Below are 25,423 nucleotides of genomic sequence, written 5' to 3'. Positions count from 1 at the left end.
GTACGGCAGGGCGCCTTAAGCCACAACCTATGCGGCCGTGGCGCTCCTAACACTGAGCTATTACCGCAGTTCACAGCACCTATAGATCAGGGTAATCAGTGCACTTTCCGGACAATGGTTTGCCGCGATCAAGTCATGTAATCCCCTTGAAACAAGTGCACATTTGTGTGTGAATACGCCGTGGCAACAGGAAGCGCACCCGGGAAATCACTCGCCCCGGCCCGCATCCCCGGATTTGTCACACCCGACGGCTAACGTCGCGGTGTGGCCAAACCCCGCGCGCAGTTCAGGTGTTCTGAATGCCAGCACACCACCGCCAAATGGGTGGGCCGCTGCCCCGATTGCGGCACCTGGGGCAGCGTGAGTGAAACCGCCGTGCTGTCCTCCATCGGCGGACTCGGCGCGGTGCGAGCGGTCGCCCCGGCCTCCGCAGCGGTGCCCATCACCAGCATCCCCACCGACACCACCAAGCATCAGCCCACGGGCGTCTCCGAGCTCGACAGAGTGCTGGGTGGCGGCGTCATCCCGGGCTCGGTGAATCTCCTCGCCGGTGAGCCGGGCGTCGGCAAATCGACACTGCTGCTGAAGGTTGTCCATCAGTGGGCGGCCTCTGGCGGACGTGCGCTCTACATCAGCGGCGAGGAGTCGGCGGCCCAGGTTCGGCTTCGGGCCGAACGCACCGGATGTGCGCACGACGAGGTGTATCTGGCCTCCGAATCCGATCTACACAGCGTGCTGGGGCATATCGAGGCGGTCAAACCCACACTGGCGATTATCGATTCGGTGCAGACCATGTCCACAACCGATGCCGACGGCGTGACCGGTGGTGTCACCCAGGTGCGTGCGGTGACCACGGCGTTGACCATGGCGGCGAAGTCTTCGGGCGTGGCGATGGTGCTGGTCGGCCATGTCACCAAGGACGGCGCGATCGCCGGGCCGCGGTCCCTGGAACACCTGGTCGACGTGGTGTTGCACTTCGAGGGCGACAAGCACACGGCGTTGCGCATGGTCCGTGGAGTCAAGAACCGATTTGGTGCCGCCGACGAGGTTGGATGTTTTCAGTTGCGCGACAGAGGGATCGAGTGTGTATCCGATCCTTCCGGTTTGTTCTTGGAACACCGCGAGAAGGCCGCTCCCGGAACGGCGGTGACGGTCACCCTCGACGGTAAGCGCCCCCTGCTCGGCGAGGTGCAGTCTCTCGTCACCACTTCCACCAACCCGTCACCGCGGCGCGCGGTGAGCGGACTCGATCATGCACGTTCGGCGATGGTCACCGCCGTACTGGAACGCCATGGACGAATTCCATTGGGCAATAACGATATTTACATGGCAACGGTGGGCGGCATGCGCATGACCGACCCGTCGTCGGATTTGGCCATCCTGATGGCGGTGGCCTCGGCGTACACCGACATCGCACTGCCGGCCAACATGGTGTTCATCGGCGAGGTGGGACTGGCGGGCGATATCCGGCGCACCGCCGCCGTGGGTAAGCGCATCGCCGAGGCCGCGCGGCTCGGCTACACCCATGCGGTCATTCCGCCCGAGGGGGACGACCTGCATCCGGCCGGTATGCACCTGCTGCGCTGCCCCACCGTCGGCAGGGCCCTTGAAGTGCTCTCCGAGGCACGCCGGATCGAGCCAGAAAAGCGCCCGAGCCTACGTCTGGCGCAACAATTTACGGACTGATGCCGAGCGTCCGCGAGGCCCCTTCACCGTAGTGCGCATCCGGGTCGATGATCACGAAGATCCCCTGTGAACTAGCCACCAGCTCACCGTCGATTCGCGCACTGGCCGTCGTGTACAACTTGCGTCCGGCCCTGCCCTCTACCGCGGCGGCCAGGTCTACCGTTGCCCCAACCGGAATGGGCCTACGGTAGTCGATCTCCAAATGCGCTGTGACAGCGATCAACTGCGTCACGATGCCCAGCACGCCCTGCAACTCATCAAAGATCGCCGCCATCACGCCGCCGTGGATAACGCCGGGTCCACCCTCGAGCTCGGGGAGAACCTCGAACTGGCCGGTGACACCGGCGCCGTCAGCGGCGAAGAACCGCGTGCCCCACAGGTCCTCCTCGGACCCCGGGTAACTAAACCGCCGGGGCCAGCCCGGGTTCAGTGCTGCTCCCGCAGAGGGGGCTTCCGGGCCGCGGCTAACCGGCTCTAGCCCCTCGGGCAACGTCCACGTCGACATGACCACGTAATCTAACTGCGGCGAACCGAGCCTGGAGAGGGAGGGGCGCGATGGACAACGCGGAAGCCAACGGACGAATGCGGGAGACCCTGGCCCGGTTGGCGCCGGGCACACCCCTGCGCGATGGACTGGAACGCATTCTTCGTGGTCGCACCGGGGCGCTGATTGTCCTGGGCTACGACGACAAGGTCGAGAGCATCTGCGACGGCGGTTTCTCACTCGATGTCGCTTTCGCCCCAACCCGACTTCGCGAGCTGTCCAAGATGGACGGTGCCGTGGTGCTGTCCACGGACGGATCGCGCATCGTTCGCGCCAATGTGCAACTGGTCCCCGACCCGTCCATCCCGACCGAAGAATCCGGTACCCGGCACCGCTCTGCGGAGCGAACAGCCATCCAGACGGATTACCCCGTTGTGTCGGTGAGCCATTCAATGAACATCGTGAGCGTGTACACCGCAGGCATCCGGCACGTGGTGATGGATTCGGCGACCGTCATGTCCCGGGTCAACCAGGCGGTATCCACCCTCGAGCGCTACAAGACACGACTGGACGAGGTGACCTCGTCGTTGTCCACCGCAGAGATCGAGGACTTCGTGACCCTGCGCGACGTCATGACCGTGGCGCAGCGGCTGGAACTGGTGCGCCGGATCAGCCAGGACATCGAACTCGATGTCATCGAGCTCGGCACTGATGGACGACAGCTCAAGCTGCAGATCGGCGAGCTCGTCGGCGATAACGACACCGAACGCGAACTACTGGTGCGGGACTATCACGCCAATCCCGAGCCACCGACACAGGCGCAGATCGCGTCGACACTGGAAGATCTGGACGCGCTCTCGGATACCGATCTGTTGGACCTGACGGTGCTCTCACGCACATTCGGGTACCCATCGACCGTCGAAGCCCAGGACACCGCGATGAGTTCCCGCGGTTACCGGGCCATGACGCACATCCCCCGCCTGCAGTTCGCACATATCGACAGGCTGGTCAGGGCCTTCGGGTCGCTACAGGGGCTCCTGGCCGCCAGCGCGACAGATCTGCAGTCGGTGGAGGGAATCGGGGCCATGTGGGCCCGGCACATCCGTGAAGGACTGTCCCGTCTGGCCGAATCGACTCTTACCGAACAGACCGGTTAGGCCGGTGGTGCTGCCGGCGGCGGTGCGTCGGCAGGCTTCTCACCGATGATGAAAGGCACTGGCGCGCTGCGCAGATCTCCGAGCTGAACCACTAGCGAGTAGGTTCCCGGGCCGATGGCCGGGCGAGGCAGCGGGCAGTTGGGCGCGGAACCCATTCCGGTCCAGGTGACCTCGGTGGTCACCTGTTCGCCGGGGTTGAAGGTCTTGATGGAGTTCTCCTGCGACGGGGCGCAATCCAGGTTCGCCCAGATCCGCTTGTTGTCGACACTGAACACCGAAGCGGCTAGCACAGCGGCACCGACGTCTCGTTTGCACTGCACCAGGCCGATATTGGTGACCACCATGGTGAACTTGGGCTGCTCGCCGGCCAGATAGCTGGGTTTATCGGTGGAGGCCTTCACCGCGAGCGTCGCGTCGGGGCAATCATCGCCGGCGTTCAACGCCACCGGCGGCACCAATTCGGGCTTGGCGATGGGCGGTCCGTCGTGGACCGGCGCATCCACGGGCTTATCGGTCGGCTTCTGGATCTCGTTGGGCGGCAGGATGACCGGCTTACCGGCGGGCGCCGCCGCTTCAGCAGGCTGATCCGCGGCCTTGGTGTCGGCTCCTGCACTGCCACCGACCAGCGCAAAGATCACCGCGGCGACGATGGCGACAACCACCACCGCCACACCGATCGCGAGGGCGCGGCGCCGCCAATAGATCTCCGAAGGCAGCGGGCCTGAGGGGTGCATGTCAATCACGATTCAACGGTAAGCGCAGGTCACTATAGGATGGCCGACCTCGCTCGGCGTGTCGGCGAGCTACACAGACTTCACAGTGCTAATTGAGGGTGCTTCGGCGGAGCCGTTCTGGCACACCGAGCGCTAGTTCACGCAGGGAATGCCACTGCTACCGACAACAGGCTTGCCAGAGTCCGGTGGTGCGTAGTCCTCCGAACTCAACGAGCCGGCCATCGAGCTCGCGGTGCCGCTGTCTTCGGCACTCAAGACATCGGATGGCGCAGAGTATCCGTCTCCGAGCATGACCCGAATTCGTCCGGGCGCCAATGCGGGATCAGCGCTGGGCTTCGCATCGATACCCAACATTGTGGACATCGTCTTGGCATCGGCATCGGCGCCTGTACCGTAATCGATGGTGGTACTGGTCGATTCGCCGCTTTCGGGATCCCGTACGTCACCCTTGGTGTAACCGCGGCTCACCAGTGCCGACGAAATCGTTGATGCCAGACCGGACGTCGAGGTGGCGTTCACGACATCGACAGTGCTCGTGGGCGTCGCGGGAGCGGACGCGGGCCCCGCATCCTCCCCCTTGAAGGCGGCGGCCACCTTGGCCCGGATCGCCACCGGGTCGACGATGTTCACGTCGGCACCGTTGATGGTGTCGTACCGCACCACCGGCAGCGTCTGGAAGTTCACGTTGCCGTCCGCGATTTGTCCTATGCGCTGGAATTGCTTCTCGGTCCAGCCCTTTGACAGCACAACGTCCTTGTGGACGACGTTCATCAGACCGTTCAGTTTGGTGATGTCGGTGAGGATGCCGGCATTGCGCAACTGCTGCATCACCGAGATCAGGAAGGCCTGCTGGCGATGGGTTCGGTCTAGGTCACCGTTCTCCAGGCCATGGCGTTGACGCACGAACGCCAGGGCCTGTGAGGCGTTGAGGGTTTGTTCTCCGGCCTGGAAGTTCGCACCCGAATAGCTGTCGTAGACGGCATTGTTCAGGCAGACAGTGACTCCGCCCAGCTCGGAGGCTAAGTCGTAGAAGCCGACCAGGTTGACCTCGGCGAAGTAGTCGATGGGCTGACCGGTAAGCCGGTGGACGGCATTGAGGGTGGCGCGCCTGCCGGCCTCACGACTCTGCTGCTCCAGCGTCGCCTGATCGGTGATGCCCTCGTTGACGAGCTTGTCCGCCTCATTGGCCTTGGTCAGGCCATAGGCTTCTTTGATCTTGATGTGCTTGTATCCGGGTATGCCCTCGGCCGGGACCCAATCGTCGCGGGGGATCGAGAACGCGGTGACCTTGTTGTCCGCGCCGACGTGAACGAGGATCAAGGTGTTGGTGTTGTAACCGCCGGCATCCGAATCACCGGCGTGCAGCTGGCTCAGGACCGCCTTCGGCAGGTCGTTTCCGTCCTGATCTTTCCGCGAGTCCAGACCGATGAGCAGCATGTTCATCGAGCCGTCGCTGGACTTGCCGCCTTCGGCCTCCGCACCTGAGGTGGGGACATGACTGAACGCCTTATAAAACACCTGCCAACCGGCGCCGGTTACCACCAGGCTGGCGCAGGCCAGCAGAGCGAAGACTGCTCGGCCTGCCGCAGTTTTACTAATTGACCAGCGGTTATTTGATTTGGGTAGTGCGTGCTTCGGCCGCCTGCGACCAGTGTCGCGGCTCATCGGTCGCCACCCCCGTGTGGCAGCAACGTACACACTGAACTACCCATCCCTCCCCCAGAGAAATCTGCATTCCGTCTAATTCTCCCATCACGGGCATCGAGATGCCATGTGACGTTTACCGAATGCACGTTTACCTGGGGTTTTGAGATCTTTACTCGCCGATGTCGCCGACGTGGCCGTGTAAAACGATGCGTCCGTCGGCCAGTTTGTAGGTCAGATACACGATGGCGAGCTTGTTGGCCTTGACGGCATCGGCGACCACCTGCGAGCGCTGTAACAACTTGATGCCCGTCTCTTCGACGTGGCGGGCCTCGAACTCATCGATGCGTGATAGTCCGTCCTTGCGGCCACTGAGGATCGAGGGCATCACCCGCACCACCAAGTCCCGGATGTACCCACCGGGCACCTCACCGGTGTCCAGGGCGGCCACCGTGGCCCCTACCGCGCCGCAGGAGTCATGTCCCAGGATCGCGATCAACGGCACACCCAGCACCGCCACCGCATACTCGATCGAACCCAACACCGCCGAGTCGATCACCTGACCCGCGGTCCGCACGATGAACATGTCACCCAGGCCCTGATCGAAAATGATCTCCGCGGCCACCCGACTATCCGAACATCCGAACAACAGCACATTGGGGTTCTGACCATTGGCCAGCTCGGCCCGACGCGTAATGCTCTGGCTCGGGTGCTGTGGAAAACCGCCGACAAAACGCTGGTTACCCTCTTTGAGTGCCTTCCAGGCGGACTTCGGATCAGCTGTCATACCCGTCATTGTGCCCTGACGAACTTTTGAGCTGGTTTGATGTCGCCGAACGAGACCTTCCCTGGCGCCATCCGGAGGCGACGCCGTGGCACATCCTCATCAGCGAGGTGATGCTCCAGCAGACCCCGGTGTCCCGGGTCGAACCGGTGTGGCGGGAATGGGTGGCACGCTGGCCAGTTCCGTCCGCGATGGCGAAAACCTCTGTGGCAGAAGTACTACGCGCCTGGGGAAAGCTGGGATACCCGCGCCGCGCCATGCGCTTACACGAATGCGCCACCGTGTTGGCTCGTGACTATGGCGACCAGGTTCCCGACGACGTGGAGACATTGCTGACGCTGCCCGGAGTCGGGGCGTACACCGCGCGGGCCATTGCCTGTTTCGGCTACGGACAGCGAGTTCCCGTGGTGGACACCAATGTTCGCCGAGTGATCACACGGGTGGTCCATGGCGTCGCCGACTCCGCACCATCGGCGCGGGATCTGCGGGACGCCGAGGCATTGCTGCCCGTCGACAACGGGGCACGGTTCTCGGCGGCACTCATGGAGCTGGGCGCCCTGGTGTGCACCGCCCGTGCGCCCCAGTGCCCGCTGTGTCCGCTCAGTTCCTGCACGTGGCACGAGGCGGGCCGACCCGAATTGGATACACCCGCACGGCCGGTGCAGAAATACGCCGGTACAGATCGCCAGGTACGGGGCCGATTGCTGGATGTACTACGCGGCAGCAGCATTCCCGTGACGCGAGCACAGCTCGACGCGGTGTGGCTGTCTGACATAGCCCAGCGCGACCGCGCCCTGGACTCATTGCTGGTCGACGGATTGGTCGAGCAGACCTCGGACGGTCGCTTCGCTCTGGCCGGCGAGGGCGGCTAACCGACCGCCACCGTGAAGGTCTTGCGGTAATCGGTGGGCGTGATCCCGACACCGCGGCGGAAGTGATGGCGCAACAGGATCGCCGTACCGAAACCGCTGCGTGCCGCGACCGCATCGATATCTAGATCGGTCTCCTCCAACAGACGCCGGGCCAGGAGTACCCGCTGGTCGATGATCCAGCGCAACGGCGTGACCCCGGTCTGATCGGTGAACTTTCGGGCGAACGTGCGGGTCGACATATGCACGCGCGCGGCAAGATCGGCGACCGTATGCGTCTGGTCGATGTTTTCGATGAGCCAATCGAACAGTCCGCCAAAGCCGTTGGTATCCACATCGGGCACTGGCTGCGGAATGAACTGACGCTGACCACCCGCGCGCTGCGGCGGCACCACCATGCGTCGCGCGATCTTGTTGGTGATCTCGCTACCCAGCTCGCGGCGGACCAGATGCAGGCAGGCATCGATGCCCGCGGCGGTCCCCGCGCTGGTGATCAGATCGCCGTCGTCGACGAACAACACATCGCGGTCCACCGTCGCCGTTGGATGTCTGCGGGCCAGCTCATCGGTGTACATCCAGTGCGTGGTGCACCGGCGACCATCCAAGAGCCCTGCCGCACCCGCGATGAAGACACCTGAGCAGACGGTGAGCACTGTGGCGCCGCGGTCTGCCGCGGCACGTACTGCCTCCAGCGCTTCGGGCGGGTATCCCTCGGTAAAGGGCCGCGCAGGCAGGGCCACCAGATCGGCGTCCACCAGTGCGTCGAGCCCACGATCGGGGATGATCGACGCTCCCACCGTCGTCCGCACGGGCACTCCCGCTTCCACTCCGCAGACCCTGAAATCGAAGTTGGGAACACCGTCTCGGGCGCGGTCGATGCCGAAGACCTCGCAGATGACTCCGAACTCGAACACAGCGACGCGATCGAGGACTAACGCCGCCACCGAACGCAACATGGCTGAATATTATCGAAGGTCGTCAATTCCGCCACTGTTGGCGCGATATTTATCAGAACACAATTATTGCCATGACCATCTTCGCCGCCATTCTCGTCCTGCTATCCCCATTCGCCCTGGCGGTCGCACTGAGCTGGATCGCCCGCCGAAACAAGACCTTCCGAATTCACCTCGATCAGTTCCGGGTCGCCGCGCCACTGGGCGGAACCTTCGCCGACGATCGTGACCTGCAACGACAGCTACACGAGATGGAAGTGATCCACTCCCGGCGCTAGCCGGTTACCCGGCCGCGACTGTGGTGATGAAGTCCGTGACCGCAGCCCGATAGCGCTCGGGCGCGTCGTCATGAATCAGATGTCCGGCCCCCTCAACCTTCACATAGGTTGATTTCCAACCCATTTCGGCCATCTTGGTCATCTGCCCGGGCGGTGCCACGGTCACCGACGCCTCCATCAGTAGCGCCGGGCAACGCACCTGCCGCCACTGATCCCAGAAGTCACGCAGTCCCCATTCGGCAGCCGTAGCTATCCATTTGTCGATGGGTCCGTGCAGACGCCAGCCGCCGGGCACCCGGTCAAACGCCTCCAGGAAATATTGTCCCGCAACGGGTCCGAACCTTTCGGTGACCTCTGCGGCCGAAGTGAAGACCTCCGGCCACGAATGCAACCAGGGTTCCCAGGGCCCCGTAGTACCCCCGACGAAATCAGGAGCCATGTCCTCTACGACCAGTCCCGACACCAGCTCCGGATGCTCGGCGGCCAGGCACCACGAATGCAAACCGCCCATGGAGTGCCCAACGAGCAGAGCCGGACCGTCAAGCTCGCGCACCGCCTTCGCAAGCGCCTCGACATAACGCTCAGTCGAAATCGGTTGGGCATCAATGACGTCTCGTCCTCGATGCCACGGTGCGTCATAGGTGTACACCCGACCCAGCTCACGCAGCCAGGGCAACTGCCGCGACCAGGTGCTCCCGCGCCCCATCAGACCGTGCACGAGCACGATCGACGGCCCCCCCCGCAGGTCCAGACAGACCGCCTTGGTCGAACAGGCGGTCGTGGTCCATGTCTCTCATCATCGCCCTGTCAACATAAGCCCCGCTGCCGGGTAGCCTGAACCCATGTCCGTGGTGAAGATCAACGCAATCGAGATCCCCGAGGGTGCAGGTCCGGAGCTGGAGAAGCGGTTCGCTCACCGCGCCGGAGCAGTGGAGAACCAACCAGGATTCCTGGGCTTTCAGCTGCTGCGCCCCGTGAAGGGCGAAGACCGCTACTTCGTGGTCACCCAGTGGGAATCCGAGGAGGCCTTCCAGGCCTGGGCCACCGGTCCGGCGGTCGAAGCACATGCCGGCCAGCAGGCCAAGCCCGTGGCGAAGGGCGCCCACCTGTTGGAGTTCGAGGTTGTGCTCGACGTGACCGGGGCCGCCGCCAAGGCGTGAACGGGGGTTTGCTGCGCGCGCGCATGACGCGCGCCGTTTCAGTGTGCACAGTGGCCGCGATGGCTTTGTCCGTGGGCAGCACAGCGGGGTGTGGCATCAAACTGCGGCAGGTGCCGCACGGTGATGTCGATACAAGCACGCCTCCGGGCCTGCGCTCGCAACAGCTCATCGACATGCTGAATTCGAACTGGCCGATCGGCAAGCAAGGCGTGGCGACATTGGCCGCCGCCAACAAGGTCGACGACTACACCGAGATCATGACCAAGCTGTGGGTGGACCGGCCGTACAAGGTGAGCTCGGTGGATCTCGCCGCGAACAGCTCCACCGTCCACCTGATCGCTCCATACGGCGCCAATGTGGACATCGGACTGCGCACCAATGACAAGGGAGATGTCGACAGGCTGGTCCCGTACCAGCAGCCCCCGACCATCGCCGACTGGTCCGACATCGACACCGCGCTGTCGGCATCAGGGGGCCGGTACTCCTACCGGGCCTCCAAGATCGTCAACGGACAGTGCGAGCAGGTCGCCGGAACCAACACCTCCGAATCCATGCCGCTGGCTTCAGTTTTCAAGCTCTACGTACTGTTGGCCACCGGTACCGCGATCAACGCCGGCTCCCTCACATGGGATGACCAACTCACCGTCACCGATCGCGGCAAGGCGCTCGGAAGCTCGATGGACAAGCTGCCGACGGGCTCAACAGTCTCGGTGCGCACCGCCGCTCAGAAGATGATCTCGGTGAGCGACAACATGGGCACCGACATGCTGATCAATCGCCTGGGCCGCCAGGCGATCGAAAAGGCCCTCGCCGACGGTGGGCACCATGACCCGGCGTCGATGACCCCCTTCCCCACCATGCACGAGCTGTTCAACATCGGCTGGGGCATACCGGATGTGCGTCAGCAATGGAAGGACGCCACCACACCCGCACAACGGGGTCAGATGCTCGCCGAGGCGGACACCCACGACTACAAGCTGGATCCGGACCGGACCACCACGCCCGCATCGAAATTCGGCATCGAGTGGTACGGCAACGCCGAGGACATCTGCCGTGTGCACGCGGCACTGCAGAAGGTCGCCGTGGGCGCTGCCGCCCCGGTCCGCGACATCCTGTCGGCGGAGCCCGGTATCGATCTACACAGCGAGAACTGGCGCTACATCGCTGCTAAGGGTGGCAATCTGCCCGGTGACCTGACGTTCAGCTGGTACGCCGAGGATCGCCACCATCAGCCGTATGTAGTCAGCTTCCAACTGAATTGGGACCGCGCATTCGGCCCTGGTGCGGCCGGGTGGGTGATCGGCCTGGCCAAGGGCGTCTTCAAGAAGCTGGGATGAGCGCTAGCTAGCCGGTGACGGCGTCCTCGGCGTTGACGGGCTTGCGCCCGATCACCGTGGCGAATCCGATACCGATCGTCGCCCACATGATGGCCTGCGTCGTGAACGAGTACAGCCGGAACAGGTACAGGTCATGCGCCGGGAACCCCGGATACACGATCTTCCCGTCCGCATCGAGCAGCGGTTGCGGCGCCTCGACAAATCCGGGCGTGACCGCGATGACGAGCCCAACCAGCACGACGAATACCGCGGCGGCGGCGAGCGTGGCCGTCCAGGTGTCCACACGCTGGGACAGCTTTCGGCCCACCCATAGCGCCACCGCAAGTGCGATCGCTGCGACCAGGATCATCAGCACGAAGTACCCGGTGCGCTCCTTGATGGTGCCCTCGGCGCTTGCCGCCGGCGGATTGGCCGGGAACTTCAGGAACGGCACCACATACAGCACCAGGAACAGACCACCGGCGACCGCCAGAGCCTGCGCACGCGGACTGAGATTGCCAACCCGTCCGATTGCCACCACGTAGGCCACCGCGAAGAGTGCGCCCATCGCGATTCCGAATCCGATGACACCGAGTGCCAAGCCCGCATTCGCCTGCGCGAAACGGCTGAACAGTTCCGCGCCCTCGTGATGGGCGTGGACACCGGCCGCCTCGTCAAGCGCGGCTTGCGCCTCGCCCCGGCCCTCCTCGTAGGAGATGGCCCTGTTGATGACGGGCTCGACGAAGATCCATCCGAAGATGAAAGACAGCAACCCGCCCAGTGCGCCGAAGCCTAAGCCGCGCAGAATTATTGACTTTTCCATGTATTCGGCCCGCTGCTAGTGGCAGGGGAAACCGAGCAGATGGCGGGCGTCATGCACGAACTCGTGAACGTGCATATCGCTACCGAAGATCGACACCGCACCCTGGTCGATGCCGATGAAGTAATAGGCGAGCAGCCCAAAGAGGGTGGTCACGCTCAACCACAGCGCAGCCTGAGGAATCGACACCGCAACCGGATGGCTGGCGGACGTTGTGTGTGCCATGTTGCTCCTTTTCGGGATACCGCGTCCCGGGTCCGATCGTCGTCTTCTGGAATCGACAGGTCGGGGTCTGACTTTTACAGTGGCGCGACCGTCCTGGGATCACACCAGGTTCCCGTCCTGTCGAAGGACGAACTGAGCTTAGTCGACGCAGCTGGTCTGCGCGTTCGGGTGATAGTTTTGGCCTCGCATTGGTTTCTCCACGAGCATCACACGAAGCGCTCCTGGAGATCGCAAGAGGGAATCCGGTGTGAATCCGGAACTGCCCCGCAGCGGTATGTGGAAACGACAGCGGCACGAGAAGCACTGGGTTAAGCCCCCGGGAAGCGGCCGCCGGTAGGTGAGGCTCGTCCATGAGCCTCGAGTCCACGAGTCCGAAGACCTGCCAACGCGGCCGCACCTCCTGGTGTGGTCATTCGCCAGTGCCGAGGGCCCGCCTGGTGGGTAATGCCTACGTGGCGTATCCGTCATGCCCGAAGTGTCGGCGACCCGACGACACAGGAAGATCGATGCTCGCAGCACAGCACGGACGGCCGGTGTTCCTGGCAGCGGTCGGCGGTCTGGCAGCACTCCTGCTGCTGTCGGTGACGGCACTCGCCTTCGGCACCGCCGATGTGCCATGGCGCGACTGTCTGCATTTCCTCTGGGCGGGTGCGACCGGTGGCTCCGTGCCGGCCACCGACGCCGCGAACTACCGAATCGTTGTCGAGTCCCGGCTGCCGCGGGTGATTCTCGCGATCCTCGTCGGTGCGGGGCTGGCCGTGGTGGGTGTGCTCGTGCAGGCCATGGTCCGCAACGCGCTGGCCGATCCATACGTTCTGGGCATCTCCTCGGGCGCCTCGGTGGGGGCCACCGCGGTGGTGGTCTACGGGGTACTCGGCACACTCGGCGTGTACGCGCTCTCCCTTTCGGCCTCATTGGGGGCGCTTGCAGCAACCGCGCTTGTCTACCAGATCGCCCGTACCCCACAAGGTCTGATACCTCTACGGCTGGTGCTGGTGGGCACTGCGGTGGGGTACGGCCTGTCCGCGGTGACGACCGTGCTGGTGTTCTTGGCGCCGAACGGCGAAGCGGCGCGCAGTGTGATGTTCTGGCTGCTCGGCAGCTTGGGGGCGTCGTCATGGGACAAGGTGCCGGTAGCGCTCGCGGCGACCGTGATCGGCTTCCTGTGCGTTGCAGGGCTCGCGCGTCAGCTCAACGCCCTCGCGATGGGTGACGAGGTGAGTGCGTCGCTGGGTTTGCACGCCGGCCGCTTCAGGGTTTCGCTGTTCGTGCTGTCCGCCGCCATGACGGGATGTTTTGTATCCATCTGCGGAGCAATCGGATTCGTAGGGCTGGTCATTCCACACGCAGCACGGCTGCTGGTCGGGGCTGACCATCGCCGGGTCTTGATCGTGGCTCCGGTGCTGGGCGCGTGCTTCCTTGTGGCCGCCGACCTCATTGCACGGACCGCGATTCCGCCGCAGGAGCTGCCACTGGGCGCTATCACGGCCGCGGTCGGGGTGCCCGTCTTCGTCGGGTTGATGCGTCGCCGCGCGATGTCTGCAGGAGCGGTGGGCTGATGGACGTCACCTACCGGAATGTGTCGGTCGATATCGGGGGTACTCGGATCGTTTCCGACATTGACCTCGAGGTCGGGGCCGGTGGGTTCGTCGGCATTGTCGGCCCCAACGGCAGTGGTAAGTCGACGACCCTGCGCTGCCTCTATCGCGCCCTTGCTCCGGCCACCGGTGACGTCACGGTCAGTGGCGTGTCGGTGCGGGCAATCAGCATGCGGGAGAACGCTCGTCAGGTGGCGGCACTCACCCAGGACATGTCCTTGGACTTCGATTTCACGTCCGCCGAAGTCATCGCCACCGGTCGGTTACCGCACGGCACCTCCTTGCGCGGCACCTCCGAACTGGACCGACGCATCTGCGCGGAGGCCACAGAGACGGCGGACGTGACGGCACTCGCCCACCGCAAGTTCAGTTCCCTCTCGGGCGGGGAACGTCAGCGAGTTCTCATAGCCCGCGCTCTCGCGCAACAGCCACGCGTCCTGGTGCTGGACGAGCCAACGAATCATCTGGACGTGCGCCATCAATACTCGATACTCAGTTCGGCTCGGACACTGGGGATTACCGTCATCGCCGCACTACACGATCTCAATCTCGCGGCACAGTACTGCGACACGATCCACATCATGGCCAAGGGACAAGTGGTGCTGTCGGGATCACCCGACCAGGTCATTACCACCGAGTCCATCGGCCGCTGGTTCGGCATCGGTTGCCACGTCATCGCCCATCCACGAAGCGGCGTCCCACAGATCATCTTCGATGCTCAGCCAGAGAGGCAGGACAAGGAATGAAGGCACTCACCGGTTTGGCGGTCGCGATGTCGCTACTATCGGCCAGCTGCGCGACCATCGAGGCCCAAAGCCCCGGAACGGCACGGGTGGCTGTCGAAAATTGCGGTGCACCACTGGATGTTTCGGTGCCGATTACCCGGGCGATCAGTAATGACACCGGGGTCACCGAACTCTTGTTCGCGCTCGGCCTGCAGGACCGGATGGCCGGCTACTTCATCGACGCCGGACAGGACCGGGACGTCGAAAGCTCGCCATGGAAGGCGCAGTTCGAGTCCACCACCAATCTAGGCCAGGGATTCACCCGTGAAGCCGTGCAAGCCGCGCGCCCCGACCTGGTGTTCGCCGGGTGGAGCTACGGATTCAACGAAACCTCCGGGCTCACCCCCGATTGGGTGCGCTCCATCGGGTCGGTCCCCTATCAGTTGACCGAGGCATGCCGTCAGCCCGGAACCGTGCGGCGCGGTATCAAGCCACCCCTCGATGCCCTCTATGAAGACCTGACCAATCTGGGGGTCATCTTTGGGGTACAGGACCGCGCGGCATCACTGATCGCCAACTACCGCAAGACCATCGATGACGTGCAGTCACGTGTTCCGCACGGCCGGCCACCCGCACGCGTCTTTCTGTATGACAGCGGTGAGGCCGAACCCTTCACCTCCGGCAAGAATGCCGCGCCACAACAGATCATCGAGAAGGCCGGTGGACGCAACGTCTTCGCAGATCTCGATGACAGCTGGACCACCTCCGCCTGGGAGACTGCCGCCCAGCACGATCCGCAGGTGATCATCATCTGCGATTACGGGGTGGGCCCCAACAACACCGCGAACGCAAAAATCAACCTGCTCAAGGCGCAGCCCCTCATGAAGCACACCCAAGCGGTCCGCGACGGGAACTTCCTCGTGCTGCCATACGCCGCGCTGGTCGAGGGACCGCGTAACCCGGACGCCATCGTCACCCTTGCGAACTATCTGCGCGACAAGGGTTTTTGAGGAGACTTAGCCAGAAACGCCGAACGCCCGGCCGCCGCGTAACGCGACAACCGGGCGCTCGAACAGAACTGCCTACTCCGAGGCGGAGGCTGCCAGGTCGGCAGCAGGCTCCTCGCCGGTGACCAATGCAGGCTTCGGACGTCCGACGAACGTGAACTTCGCATCCTCGCCGGTGCCTTCGCCATCCCAACCCTCGACGTCGACGGTGACCAGCTCGCCCGGCCCCACCTCGTTGAAGAGAATCTTCTCCGACAGCGCGTCCTCGATCTCTCGCTGGATGGTCCGACGCAGCGGCCGCGCACCCAACACCGGATCGAATCCGCGCTTGGCAAGAAGCGCCTTGGCCTGGTCGGTGAGTTCCATGGCCATGTCCTTGGTCTTGAGCTGCTTGCCCACCCGTCCGATCATCAGGTCGACCATCTCGATGATCTGTTCCTGCGTCAGCTGCTCGAAGACGATGATGTCGTCGATGCGGTTGAGGAACTCGGGCCGGAAGTGCTTCTTGAGCTCGTCGTGAACCTTCTGCTTCATCCGCTCGTAGTTCGAGCCGCTGCCGCCCTCGGAGAACCCGAGGCCCACGGCCTTCGAGATGTCCGAAGTGCCCAGGTTTGAGGTGAAGATCAGCACAGTGTTCTTGAAATCGACTGTGCGACCCTGGCCGTCGGTGAGACGTCCGTCCTCGAGGACCTGCAACAGGGTGTTGTAGATCTCCTGGTGCGCCTTCTCGATCTCGTCGAACAGCACGACGCTGAACGGCTTGCGACGCACCTTCTCGGTGAGCTGTCCGCCCTCCTCGTATCCGACGTATCCCGGAGGAGCACCGAAAAGCCGTGAAGCGGTGAAGCGGTCGTGGAACTCGCCCATGTCGATCTGGATGAGCGCGTCGTCGTCGCCGAACAGGAAGTTGGCCAATGCCTTGGACAGTTCGGTCTTACCGACACCGGACGGCCCGGCGAAGATGAACGAACCCGAGGGACGCCGCGGGTCCTTCAGACCGGCACGCGTACGGCGGATCGCCTTCGAGACGGCCTTGACGGCGTCTTCCTGGCCGATGATCCGCTTGTGCAGTTCGTCCTCCATGCGTAGCAGCCGAGTGGTTTCCTCCTCGGTCAGCTTGAACACGGGGATACCGGTCCAGTTACCCAGCACCTCGGCGATCTGCTCGTCATCGACCTCGGCCACAACATCCAGATCACCTGAACGCCACTGCTTTTCGCGATCTGCGCGCTGCGCGACCAGTTGCTTCTCGGAGTCGCGCAGGCGCGCGGCCTTCTCGAAGTCCTGGGCGTCGATGGCCGACTCCTTCTCCCGGCGCGCATCGGCGATCTTCTCGTCGAACTCGCGCAGGTCTGGTGGAGCAGTCATCCGGCGGATGCGCATGCGGGCACCGGCCTCGTCGATCAGGTCGATGGCCTTGTCCGGCAAGAACCGGTCGTTGATGTACCGGTCGGCCAGAGTGGCCGCCGCGACCAGCGCGCCATCGGTGATGGACACCCGGTGGTGCGCCTCATAGCGGTCGCGCAGACCCTTGAGGATCTCGATGGTGTGCTCGACGGTCGGCTCACCCACCTGCACCGGCTGGAAGCGGCGCTCCAGGGCGGCGTCCTTCTCGATGTACTTGCGGTACTCGTCGAGGGTGGTCGCACCGATCGTCTGCAGCTCGCCGCGGGCCAGCTTGGGCTTGAGGATGGAGGCCGCGTCGATCGCGCCCTCGGCCGCGCCCGCACCGACCAGCGTGTGCAGCTCGTCGATGAACAGGATGATGTCGCCGCGGGTGTTGATCTCCTTGAGCACCTTCTTGAGGCGTTCCTCGAAGTCACCGCGATAGCGGCTGCCGGCCACCAGGGACCCCAGGTCCAGGGTGTACAGCTGCTTGTTCTTCAGCGTCTCGGGAACCTCACCGTGCACGATGGCCTGAGCCAGACCCTCGACAACGGCGGTCTTGCCGACACCGGGCTCGCCGATCAGCACCGGGTTGTTCTTGGTGCGTCGGCTCAGCACCTGCATGACCCGCTCGATTTCCTTTTCCCGGCCGATGACCGGGTCAAGCTTGCCTTCCATGGCGGCAGCGGTCAGGTTGCGGCCGAACTGGTCGAGAACCAGGGAGGTCGACGGAGTTCCAGCCTCGCCACCGCGGCCACCGGTACCGGATTCGGTGGTCTCCTTGCCCTGGTAACCACTCAGTAACTGGATGACCTGCTGACGCACCCGGGTCAGCTCGGCACCCAGCTTGACGAGCACCTGAGCCGCGACGCCTTCACCTTCACGGATGAGGCCCAGCAGGATGTGCTCGGTGCCGATGTAGTTGTGGCCGAGCTGCAGCGCCTCGCGCAGGCTCAGTTCCAGCACCTTCTTGGCGCGCGGAGTGAAGGGAATGTGCCCGGACGGTGCCTGCTGCCCCTGGCCGATGATTTCCTCAACCTGGCTGCGCACCCCCTCCAGGGAAATACCCAGCGACTCCAGCGACTTGGCGGCGACGCCCTCGCCCTCGTGAATCAGACCCAGCAGGATGTGCTCGGTGCCGATGTAGTTGTGATTGAGCATGCGGGCCTCTTCTTGGGCCAGCACGACCACCCGCCTTGCGCGGTCAGTGAATCTCTCGAACATCGGTCTCCCTCGCTTCCTCGTCCGGCCTTTGCGCAAGCGGTTCGTCGCGCCGCTCGGGGTTTCCCCCAAACGGCTCATCCCCGCTGGCACTAGGACCTAATCGCCACTCTAGTGGTCGGCCGTAATCGGCGCGGTGCTCGCATACCTGGAGATGGCTCCTGAGTGCTCAGCGGAGCCCACCGGAACCCGGAGGAACCGTCCCCAAAAATGCGAATCACCGCACCCGGCGGTGCTTGTTAGGCAACCGAACAACGCCAGATGCGGTGAAAACGTTTCCGATTTTGATCCGACTTCGCCGTAAGCGAAATTCCCGGGGGACCCGCAAGTCGACGGGTTTTAGGAGGGAGTCTTAGTTGGGAGTCGTCTTAGTTGGGAGTCTTAGTTGGCAGCGTTGAACGCGTCGACAACTTCGGCGGGAATGCGGCCACGCGAGGACACATTGTGGCCGTTCTTGCGTGCCCACTCACGGATCGCGGCGCTCTGCTCACGATCGATGCTCGCGCGCCCGCGACCCGACCCTGAACTCCCCCGGCCACGACGGCGCCCACTGACGCGACGAGCATGCTCGACCCAAGTGGTGAGCTGATTACGCAGCTTCTCTGCATTCTTAGAAGAAAGGTCGATCTCGTAAGTCACGCCGTCAATACCGAATTCAACGGTCTCATCGGCTGGCGCCTCGCCATCGACGTCATCGACAAGCGTAACCGTGACCTTCTTAGCCATTCCCTTTGTCCTTCCAAATGCGGAACCCCCGTTGGTCCACTTCAAACATGCCACGGATTGCCGCAAAGTTCAACATACGCGCAAGGCTGCGCGCGTTCCACTCAAGGCAAGCGATTCACTACACGCATAGTTGACTCATAGTTGAAAAGCGAGACAAAAATTCGAACGTGTAGATCAAAGCGTAGGTCGGACGATCGGAAACAGGATCGTCTCGCGAATTCCCAGTCCGGTAAGCGCCATCAACAACCGGTCGATACCCATGCCGGTTCCCGCCGCCGGCGGCATTGCGTGTTCCATCGCACTGAGGAAATCCTCATCGAGGCTCATCGCCTCATCATCACCAGCCGCGGCCAAACGAGCCTGGTCAACGAACCTTTCACGCTGAATCACCGGATCGATCAACTCCGAGTATCCCGTTGCCAATTCGAAGCCCCGAACATACAAATCCCACTTCTCGGTCACGCCGGAGATGCTTCGGTGCTGACGAGTCAGTGGAGACGTCTCAACTGGGAAATCTCTGACAAACGTCGGTGTGTACATTTTGTCACCGACCTGGTGCTCCCACAGTTCTTCGATGAGTTTTCCGTGGCCGTAGCCGCGATCGGTGGGAATCTCTGCGCCCACTCGCTCGGCGATCTTCCATAGCGTGGCAATCGGTGTATCAGGCGTGATCTCCTCGCCAAGAGCTTCCGACAACGACGGATACATTTCCATCGTCGCCCACTCACCGTCCAAGTCGTAGGTCGACCCGTCGGGCAACGCCACCTGCCTGGTTCCCATTGCGTCGTCCGCTACCTCCTGTATGAGCTCGCGGATCATTGTTGCAGCGGTGTCGTATGTGCCGTACGTCTCATATGTTTCCAGCATCACGAATTCGGGAGAATGCGTCGAATCTGACCCTTCATTTCGAAAAACTCTGTTGAGCTCGAAAATCTTGTCGAAGCCGCCGACGAGCGCCCTTTTCAGGAAAAGTTCCGGTGCAATACGCAGATACAGGTCGATATCGAGCGCGTTGGAATGCGTAATGAACGGTCGGGCCGCAGCACCTCCGGCGAGGGTCTGCAGGATCGGCGTCTCCAACTCCAGGAATCCCCGTCGGTGCAGAGCATCACGAACGGCGCGCATCACCGCGACACGCTGCCGCGCAATCTGGCGCGCCTCGGGCCGCACGATGAGGTCCACATATCGCTGGCGCACTCTGGTCTCTTCGGACATCTCCTTGTGAGCAACGGGAAGCGGGCGCAATGACTTGGAAGCCATCTGCCAGCTGTCCGCCAGGACGCTCAGTTCGCCTCGGCGTGAGCTGATGACCTCGCCCTGCACGAACACAATGTCGCCGAGGTCCACATCGGTTTTCCAGTCAGCCAGGGACTGCTCGCCGACGCCGGCGAGGCTGATCATTACCTGCAATGAGGTGCCGTCACCCTCCTGCAGCGTCGCAAAACACAGCTTGCCGGTGTTACGGGAGAAAATGACACGACCCGACACACCCACCTGATCACCCGTGCTGGTGTCCGTCTGCAGGTCCACGTACGCATCGCGAACCTGCTTGAGGCTGTGGGTTCGGGGTACCTCCACCGGATACGGTTGAATGCCCTCGGCGAGCAGCTTCTCGCGCTTGGCCTGCCGGATGCGAAATTGTTCCGGCAAGCTGGTCTGCGCGTCAGGATCAGTCACGTCTCGGCAGCTTAGCGGTAGTGCTTCGCCGAGACTGTTTCGCCGATTCTGGCGTCTGAAAATTCTATTTCGCCGAGCGGGGCTTGCCGCGCTGGTCAGCCCGGTTGCGCTCGTACACCAGTCGCAAACCGTCGAGGGTGAGGTGCGCCTCGTAGCGGTCCACGGTGTGCGTCTCGGGAAGGATCAACGGAGCCGTGTGGCCAGTGGCCACCACCGTGGCACCTGCGCCGCCAAAGCCTTCGATATCCCGGCGCACCCGCTCGACAAGTCCGTCCACCAGCCCGGCGAATCCGAAAACCGCCCCCGCTTGCATGCACTCGACGGTGTTCTTGCCGACAACGGAACGCGGCCGCGTCAGCTCCACCCGTCGCAGGGCGGCACTGCGGGCTGCTGCGGCATCGGAAGACACCTGCACACCCGGCGCGATGGCCCCTCCCAGGAATTCACCCTTGGCCGACACCACGTCCACACAGATCGAGGATCCAAAGTCGACCACGATGCATGCCGAACCAAATCTATGATGCGCAGCAAGGCAATTCACGATTCGGTCGGCGCCGACTTCTTTCGGGTTGTCGACGAGCAGCGGCAGGCCCGTACGCACGCCCGGCTCGATGAGGACCTGCGGAACAGCCGACCAGTACTGATCGAACATTCCCCGCATTTCGTGCAGCACAGAGGGCACAGTGGACAGTGCCGCGACACCGGTCAGCGTCTCGCTGTCATCGCCGATCAGTCCGTCGATGGTGAGGGCCAGCTCATCGGCGGTGATCTCGGGTTCCGTGCGAATCCGCCAGTGCTGAACAACCTTGGCGTGCTCGCCGGTGCCCGATACCAGCCCGAGGACGGTGTGGGTGTTACGTACGTCGATGGCCAGCAGCACGGCTACACCAGACCGCGGGGCGATACCAGACCGAAGTTCTCGGGTACGTAGGCCGGGTCGCCAGAGTGCTCACCCAGCTCAACCTGCTTGTTATCCGAGTCGACGAACACCACGCGCGGCGTGAAGGCGCGCGCCTCCTCATCACTCATCACGCCGTAGGCGATGATGATCACCAGATCCCCCGGATGCACCAGATGTGCTGCGGCACCATTGATCCCGATGACGCCACTGCCGCGCGTGCCGGTGATCGCGTACGTCTCCAGCCGAGCACCGTTGTCGATGTCGACGATGGTGACCTGCTCGCCCTCCAGCAAGTCGGCGGCCTCCATGAGATCGGGATCGATGGTGACCGAGCCAACGTAGTGCAGATCGGCATGCGTCACGGTGGCGCGATGGATCTTCGATTTCATCATCGTGCGGAACATCATTGTCCTCCAGTCAGTTTCGCCAGGGCAGTGCGTGATCAGGGTCCGCAGGTCCAGAGGAGCCAATTCCGCTGCCCAATTCCAAGGGAACGTTGTCCAGCAACCGGGTAGTACCCAGCTTGGCGGCCACCAGCATGCGCCCGGGTCCTTGTGCTGGTGCGGGGCCCAGATCGGCGCCGCGCACCTCCAGGTAGTCCACCTCGATCGCCGGCACCTCATCGAGTACCGCACGCGCCGCGTCCAGTGCCGATTCCGAACCGGCAGAGGCTGAGTAGATCCCGGCAAGTAGAGCGGCCGATAGCGCACCGGCCTGCTCTCGGTGTTCCTCGCTCAGGTAGACATTCCGCGAGGACATCGCCAGCCCGTCCGCCTCACGGACAATCGGTATCGGAACGATGCGCGTCTTGAGATTGAGATCGGCCACCATCTGCCTGATCAGCACCAGCTGCTGGTAGTCCTTCTCACCGAAGTACGCCTGGTCGGGAGCCACGATCTGCAGCAGCTTGAGCACGACTGTCAGCATCCCCGCGAAATGCGTTGGGCGCGATGCACCCTCAAGTTCGGCACCAAGCGGTCCCGGCTGGACGGTGGTGCGCTGCCCATGGGGATACATCGCCTCCGCATTCGGAGCGAACACCAGCTCGACGCCCTCGCCACGTAGCTTTTCGACGTCCGATTCCAGAGTGCGTGGGTAAGCATCGAGATCCTCGCCGGCACCGAACTGTAAGGGATTGACGAAGATCGACACCACGACCACCGCGCCGGGTACTTTCCGGGCATGCCGAACCAACGTCAGGTGGCCCTCATGCAGCGCACCCATGGTCGGTACCAACATGATCCGGCGTCCGGTATGCCGCAATGCCTTCGACACGTCATACATCGTGTCGGGATCATGGTGAACGGTCAGTTCTCCACTGAGGTAGCCCTTCGGCCCCTTCGGCCCATACAAACTCGTCATCAAGCAGCCCTACCTAGTCCGGGGTTCCAGTGCGGCAAAAACCGATTGGGGCGCGTGCGCCCGCTGTGCAGTGCGTCGAGCATCGGCGCGATATGCCTCGGCCAGCGCCGGATCCGCTTCAGCCAGTGCATCGAGGTGGCGTGCGATCGCAGCGCCGTCTCCCCGCGCGACCGGACCTGTCAGAGCCGACTGCCCACGGTCCAGCGCGTTGGTGACGGCGGCACGGATCAAAGGCGCTAGCATCCGCTCGGGTAACCCGCCAGGTCCATCACCAATGATCTCCTGTCCCAACAGTTCCTGACCCCACAGCGCCGATCGCAGCGCCGCAACCGCATCCAGCACCAACGTCACCACGTGGTTGCTTCCGTGTGCCAGGGCGGCGTGATAGAGAATCCGGGCATCCTCGCGCACTCGCACCGGTTCGCCGCCTATCTCCAGCACCAGCGCCGTACCGATCGCATAGCCGATTTCGTCGGCCGCGGTAATTCCAAAGCAGGCATTGGGGAGTCGTTCAATATCCTCATCGCCGCCCGCAAAGGTCATGGCCGGATGGATGGCCAGCGGCACGCACCCGAGGGCAGTCAACGGCTCCAGGATCGCGATGCCGTTGGCGCCTGACGTGTGCACCACGATGGTTCCCGGCCGTACCGAGCCGGTAGTGGCAAGTCCCGAGACCAAGGCCCCCAGCTCGTGATCCGGTACCGCAAGGATCAGCAGCTCGGCACGCGGAGCGACCTCTTGGGCGGACAGGACCTGACTTTCCGGCAGCCGTTCCTCGGCACGCCGACGCGAAGCATCAGACACCGCGCTGCATGCGACCACAAAATGGCCCGCCGCCTCCAGCGCGACGCCCATGGCAGTACCCACTCGGCCGGCCGAGATGATGCCGACGGCCAGACGCGCGGGCCGCAAGCCATCGAGTGGCCCCTCGGCTTGGCTATCGACATTGAAAGCCTCAGACATGCTGAACGAGACACCTCGCAGACTAGATACGTTCCAGTCCTGCCTGGCAGGTACCGGACGGTCAACAGCAGGCTAATCCCACCGGGGCGCTACCGGCAGTGCCCTGAGCCGTTAGATTGCTCACTTTCGCGCACGGTGACAAAATCCGCCGAAAGTCAGTCCTCGCGGCGCCGGCGGCGGCCGCCACCGGACTCCGAGGACTCTGAAGGATCGCCCTGGAGACGTCCCAGCAGGTCGGCAACCGAGAAGCCACCCGTTTCCTCAACGCGACGCCGGCCGCGCGACTCTTCGGATTCTTCGGGTTCCGGTGCCCGCCGTCGACCGCGTGGCTCTTCGGATTCCTCCGGCTCGGGGGCACGCCGGCGTCCGCGCTTCTCTTCAGGCTCTGGCGCCCGGTGCCCCCCGGAGCTCTCCGGGTAGTTCTGTTGTTCCGGAGCCGGAGGTGGCGGTGGGTAGGACGGCTCGGGCGCCCAGTGCCCACCACCGGCATTCTCGGGCGCGGGCGGGGCCTGGTGCCGTGACGACGTTCCAGAATGACGCCCGACGACTGGTTCTGCTTGATACGGACTCGGAGCCGGCGCGGGTTCGTTGGAGGCCCAGTTGCTTCCGGTGGTGCCGGGAGGCAACCAGTGGCCTTCCGCGGGGGCCGGAGACCACACGCTCGGAGGCGGCGGGGGCGGGGCGTTCCACTCCGGGGCGGGCTCGTTCCACACGGGCTGGGAGACAGCCTGCTCTGGAGGCGCGATGGGCTGGGGTGTCGGATCCCAGTCCTCGCCGTCAGCGGCGGCATCCCAATCCTCTTGTCTGGCAGCCCAATACGCTTGCTGCACGGGTTCTCCGGCGGGCGGAGCCACCGGAACCGCAGGTTCCTGCGGCGGCACCGGGGACTGGGCAGCATGCGGCTCCGGCTGCGGGCGCCAATGCGTACCGGATGAGACCGGCTGTTGATACGGCTCCGGCTCGTGAGGTTGCGCGGCACCGTAATACGGAGGCGCCGGATACGGCGGCGTGGGAGGCGCTTCCGCCTCATCGACATGATGAGGATCTTCGGCGACGTCGATGATCGGGTACTCCGATGTCCGGTTGTCCTCTTCGACCGCGGTCACATCCTGGTACTCGGCGGTCGGCGCGGGTTGCGGCTCGCGGACGGAATGAGTGAATGCGGCAGCCGGTGCGCCCACGTTCGGTGCGGGTTCGGGCTCGGCTCCCGGCCAGGGCCCTAACGCGCGAATCGGGTCATGCTCGATCGCCGGACGCTCACTGAGCTCGGTGTTGAAAAGGATCTCCAGATTGGTGCGTAACGCGGCAAGCTCGGCGCGCAAGGTGGCGATCTCGTCGGCAGCCTGCGCCTCGATCTCCCCTGCCAGCTGCTGGCGCAATCTGCTCTCAACCGTCAGCTCGTACTCGCGGCGCGCGGAAATCTCCCGTTCCAACTGCAGGTCGTAAACGAGCTTCTGATCGCGCACCTTCGCCTGGTCGGTATCGCTCTGCCGACGGTAGGTCAACGCGGCGAATGACGCGATGACCGCGGCCCATAACGCCAGCAACAAGCCGACGCGCAAATAGATGGCCTTATCGGTGAAAACCAGGGCGATCCCGGAACCGATCGCCAGCACCAGCAACGCGGTCAGCAACGCCCACCCGGGGCGACGGCTGCCACGCCGAGGCTTCGCCGCTCGGGTCGGAATCGTCATGGGGGTGACTGTACCCGGACAGTGCAGTGTGCTGGCCGACCTCGAATCGGCGA

25 protein-coding genes and 1 riboswitch are annotated in these 25,423 nt (G+C 63.7%); of the genes, 9 read left to right on the top strand and 16 right to left on the bottom strand.

Features of this window, described 5'->3' with window-relative positions; genetic code table 11:
• Positions 1-264: 264 nt before the first annotated feature.
• Entirely contained in the window at positions 265-1,686 is a 1,422-nt protein-coding gene (radA, locus tag BB28_RS02615) for a DNA repair protein RadA (RefSeq protein WP_046252412.1), read from the top strand.
• Here radA and BB28_RS02610 read toward each other — a convergent pair.
• Entirely contained in the window at positions 1,676-2,191 is a 516-nt protein-coding gene (locus BB28_RS02610) for a PaaI family thioesterase (protein ID WP_109550519.1), read from the bottom strand. The genes radA and BB28_RS02610 overlap by 11 nt on opposite strands.
• Positions 2,192-2,241: 50 nt before the next feature.
• Between BB28_RS02610 and disA the strand changes: the two genes are divergently transcribed.
• Complete coding sequence (disA, locus tag BB28_RS02605; RefSeq protein ID WP_046252411.1) at positions 2,242-3,327, top strand: DNA integrity scanning diadenylate cyclase DisA; 1,086 nt, start codon at positions 2,242-2,244, stop codon at positions 3,325-3,327.
• Here the strand turns inward: disA and BB28_RS02600 are convergent.
• The 3 genes from BB28_RS02600 to BB28_RS02590 form a co-directional block, all read right to left on the bottom strand.
• Positions 3,324-4,067, bottom strand: a complete 744-nt coding sequence (locus BB28_RS02600; protein WP_046255468.1) for a hypothetical protein — start codon at positions 4,065-4,067, stop codon at positions 3,324-3,326. The genes disA and BB28_RS02600 overlap by 4 nt on opposite strands.
• Before the next feature lie 126 nt (positions 4,068-4,193).
• Positions 4,194-5,726 carry an LCP family protein gene (locus tag BB28_RS02595; RefSeq protein ID WP_046252410.1) on the bottom strand — a complete coding sequence of 511 codons (1,533 nt, stop codon included), beginning with the start codon at positions 5,724-5,726 and terminating at the stop codon, positions 4,194-4,196.
• 151 nt (positions 5,727-5,877) lie between these two features.
• A complete protein-coding gene (locus BB28_RS02590) occupies positions 5,878-6,492 on the bottom strand; it encodes a carbonic anhydrase (protein ID WP_064393359.1) in 615 nt (204 codons plus the stop codon).
• A 26-nt stretch (positions 6,493-6,518) separates the two neighbouring features.
• Between BB28_RS02590 and BB28_RS02585 the strand changes: the two genes are divergently transcribed.
• A complete protein-coding gene (locus BB28_RS02585; protein WP_109550424.1) occupies positions 6,519-7,361 on the top strand; it encodes an HhH-GPD family protein in 843 nt (280 codons plus the stop codon).
• Here the strand turns inward: BB28_RS02585 and BB28_RS02580 are convergent.
• Positions 7,358-8,314 carry a helix-turn-helix domain-containing protein gene (locus tag BB28_RS02580; RefSeq protein WP_046252408.1) on the bottom strand — a complete coding sequence of 319 codons (957 nt, stop codon included), beginning with the start codon at positions 8,312-8,314 and terminating at the stop codon, positions 7,358-7,360. The genes BB28_RS02585 and BB28_RS02580 overlap by 4 nt on opposite strands.
• Before the next feature lie 71 nt (positions 8,315-8,385).
• On the opposite strand from BB28_RS02580, the gene BB28_RS02575 reads away from it, so the two are divergent.
• Entirely contained in the window at positions 8,386-8,589 is a 204-nt protein-coding gene (locus BB28_RS02575; protein WP_046252407.1) for a hypothetical protein, read from the top strand.
• Positions 8,590-8,593: 4 nt separating this feature from the next.
• Here the strand turns inward: BB28_RS02575 and BB28_RS02570 are convergent, their stop codons facing one another.
• Positions 8,594-9,295 carry an alpha/beta fold hydrolase gene (locus BB28_RS02570; protein ID WP_109550520.1) on the bottom strand — a complete coding sequence of 234 codons (702 nt, stop codon included), beginning with the start codon at positions 9,293-9,295 and terminating at the stop codon, positions 8,594-8,596.
• A gap of 136 nt (positions 9,296-9,431) precedes the next feature.
• Here BB28_RS02570 and mhuD point away from each other — a divergent pair, with 136 nt between their 5' ends.
• Complete coding sequence (gene mhuD, locus BB28_RS02565) at positions 9,432-9,749, top strand: mycobilin-forming heme oxygenase MhuD (protein ID WP_046252406.1); 318 nt, start codon at positions 9,432-9,434, stop codon at positions 9,747-9,749.
• Between the two features lie 23 nt (positions 9,750-9,772).
• On the top strand, positions 9,773-11,086 hold the full coding sequence (locus BB28_RS02560) for a serine hydrolase (RefSeq protein ID WP_046255465.1): 1,314 nt from the start codon (positions 9,773-9,775) through the stop codon (positions 11,084-11,086).
• A gap of 7 nt (positions 11,087-11,093) precedes the next feature.
• Here BB28_RS02560 and BB28_RS02555 read toward each other — a convergent pair whose 3' ends face one another.
• Together BB28_RS02555 and BB28_RS02550 are read right to left on the bottom strand one after the other, a co-directional pair.
• A complete protein-coding gene (locus tag BB28_RS02555) occupies positions 11,094-11,888 on the bottom strand; it encodes a CbtA family protein (RefSeq protein WP_046252405.1) in 795 nt (264 codons plus the stop codon).
• Between the two features lie 15 nt (positions 11,889-11,903).
• Positions 11,904-12,110: a CbtB domain-containing protein gene (locus BB28_RS02550; RefSeq protein ID WP_030095805.1), complete on the bottom strand. Its 207-nt coding sequence runs from the start codon at positions 12,108-12,110 to the stop codon at positions 11,904-11,906.
• A 172-nt stretch (positions 12,111-12,282) separates the two neighbouring features.
• Positions 12,283-12,511, top strand: a riboswitch (cobalamin riboswitch).
• A gap of 105 nt (positions 12,512-12,616) precedes the next feature.
• Here BB28_RS02550 and BB28_RS02545 point away from each other — a divergent pair.
• From BB28_RS02545 to BB28_RS02535, 3 genes are read left to right on the top strand one after another with little or no spacing between them, the layout of a single operon-like run.
• Entirely contained in the window at positions 12,617-13,669 is a 1,053-nt protein-coding gene (locus BB28_RS02545; protein WP_046252404.1) for a FecCD family ABC transporter permease, read from the top strand.
• Positions 13,669-14,454 carry an ABC transporter ATP-binding protein gene (locus tag BB28_RS02540; protein ID WP_046252403.1) on the top strand — a complete coding sequence of 262 codons (786 nt, stop codon included), beginning with the start codon at positions 13,669-13,671 and terminating at the stop codon, positions 14,452-14,454. The genes BB28_RS02545 and BB28_RS02540 overlap by 1 nt, the downstream gene beginning before the upstream one ends.
• Positions 14,451-15,443: an ABC transporter substrate-binding protein gene (locus BB28_RS02535; RefSeq protein WP_046252402.1), complete on the top strand. Its 993-nt coding sequence runs from the start codon at positions 14,451-14,453 to the stop codon at positions 15,441-15,443. The genes BB28_RS02540 and BB28_RS02535 overlap by 4 nt, the downstream gene beginning before the upstream one ends.
• Positions 15,444-15,515: 72 nt before the next feature.
• Here the strand turns inward: BB28_RS02535 and clpC1 are convergent, their stop codons facing one another.
• From clpC1 to BB28_RS02495, 8 genes are all read right to left on the bottom strand, one after another.
• Positions 15,516-18,050 carry an ATP-dependent protease ATP-binding subunit ClpC gene (gene clpC1 / locus BB28_RS02530; protein ID WP_046252401.1) on the bottom strand — a complete coding sequence of 845 codons (2,535 nt, stop codon included), beginning with the start codon at positions 18,048-18,050 and terminating at the stop codon, positions 15,516-15,518.
• Positions 18,051-18,428: 378 nt separating this feature from the next.
• Positions 18,429-18,773 (bottom strand): histone-like nucleoid-structuring protein Lsr2, encoded by a 345-nt coding sequence (lsr2, locus tag BB28_RS02525; RefSeq protein WP_030095813.1) that lies wholly within the window; start codon positions 18,771-18,773, stop codon positions 18,429-18,431.
• Positions 18,774-18,947: 174 nt separating this feature from the next.
• Positions 18,948-20,450, bottom strand: coding sequence for a lysine--tRNA ligase (gene lysS, locus BB28_RS02520; RefSeq protein WP_046252400.1), 1,503 nt, complete (start codon positions 20,448-20,450; stop codon positions 18,948-18,950).
• Between the two features lie 64 nt (positions 20,451-20,514).
• Positions 20,515-21,330 (bottom strand): type III pantothenate kinase, encoded by an 816-nt coding sequence (locus BB28_RS02515; protein ID WP_030095815.1) that lies wholly within the window; start codon positions 21,328-21,330, stop codon positions 20,515-20,517.
• Between the two features lie 2 nt (positions 21,331-21,332).
• Positions 21,333-21,755, bottom strand: coding sequence for an aspartate 1-decarboxylase (gene panD / locus BB28_RS02510; protein WP_046255464.1), 423 nt, complete (start codon positions 21,753-21,755; stop codon positions 21,333-21,335).
• Positions 21,756-21,768: 13 nt separating this feature from the next.
• Complete coding sequence (gene panC / locus BB28_RS02505; protein ID WP_046252399.1) at positions 21,769-22,713, bottom strand: pantoate--beta-alanine ligase; 945 nt, start codon at positions 22,711-22,713, stop codon at positions 21,769-21,771.
• 9 nt (positions 22,714-22,722) lie between these two features.
• Entirely contained in the window at positions 22,723-23,676 is a 954-nt protein-coding gene (locus tag BB28_RS02500) for a Rossmann-like and DUF2520 domain-containing protein (RefSeq protein ID WP_046252398.1), read from the bottom strand.
• A 155-nt stretch (positions 23,677-23,831) separates the two neighbouring features.
• Positions 23,832-25,370: a DUF6779 domain-containing protein gene (locus BB28_RS02495; RefSeq protein WP_064393358.1), complete on the bottom strand. Its 1,539-nt coding sequence runs from the start codon at positions 25,368-25,370 to the stop codon at positions 23,832-23,834.
• Positions 25,371-25,423 lie beyond the last annotated feature (53 nt).

The sequence above is a fragment of the Mycobacteroides chelonae CCUG 47445 genome (assembly GCF_001632805.1).
GTDB classification, from domain to species: Bacteria; Actinomycetota; Actinomycetes; order Mycobacteriales; family Mycobacteriaceae; genus Mycobacterium; species Mycobacterium chelonae.
This window is presented reverse-complemented; position numbering and strand designations above follow the sequence as displayed.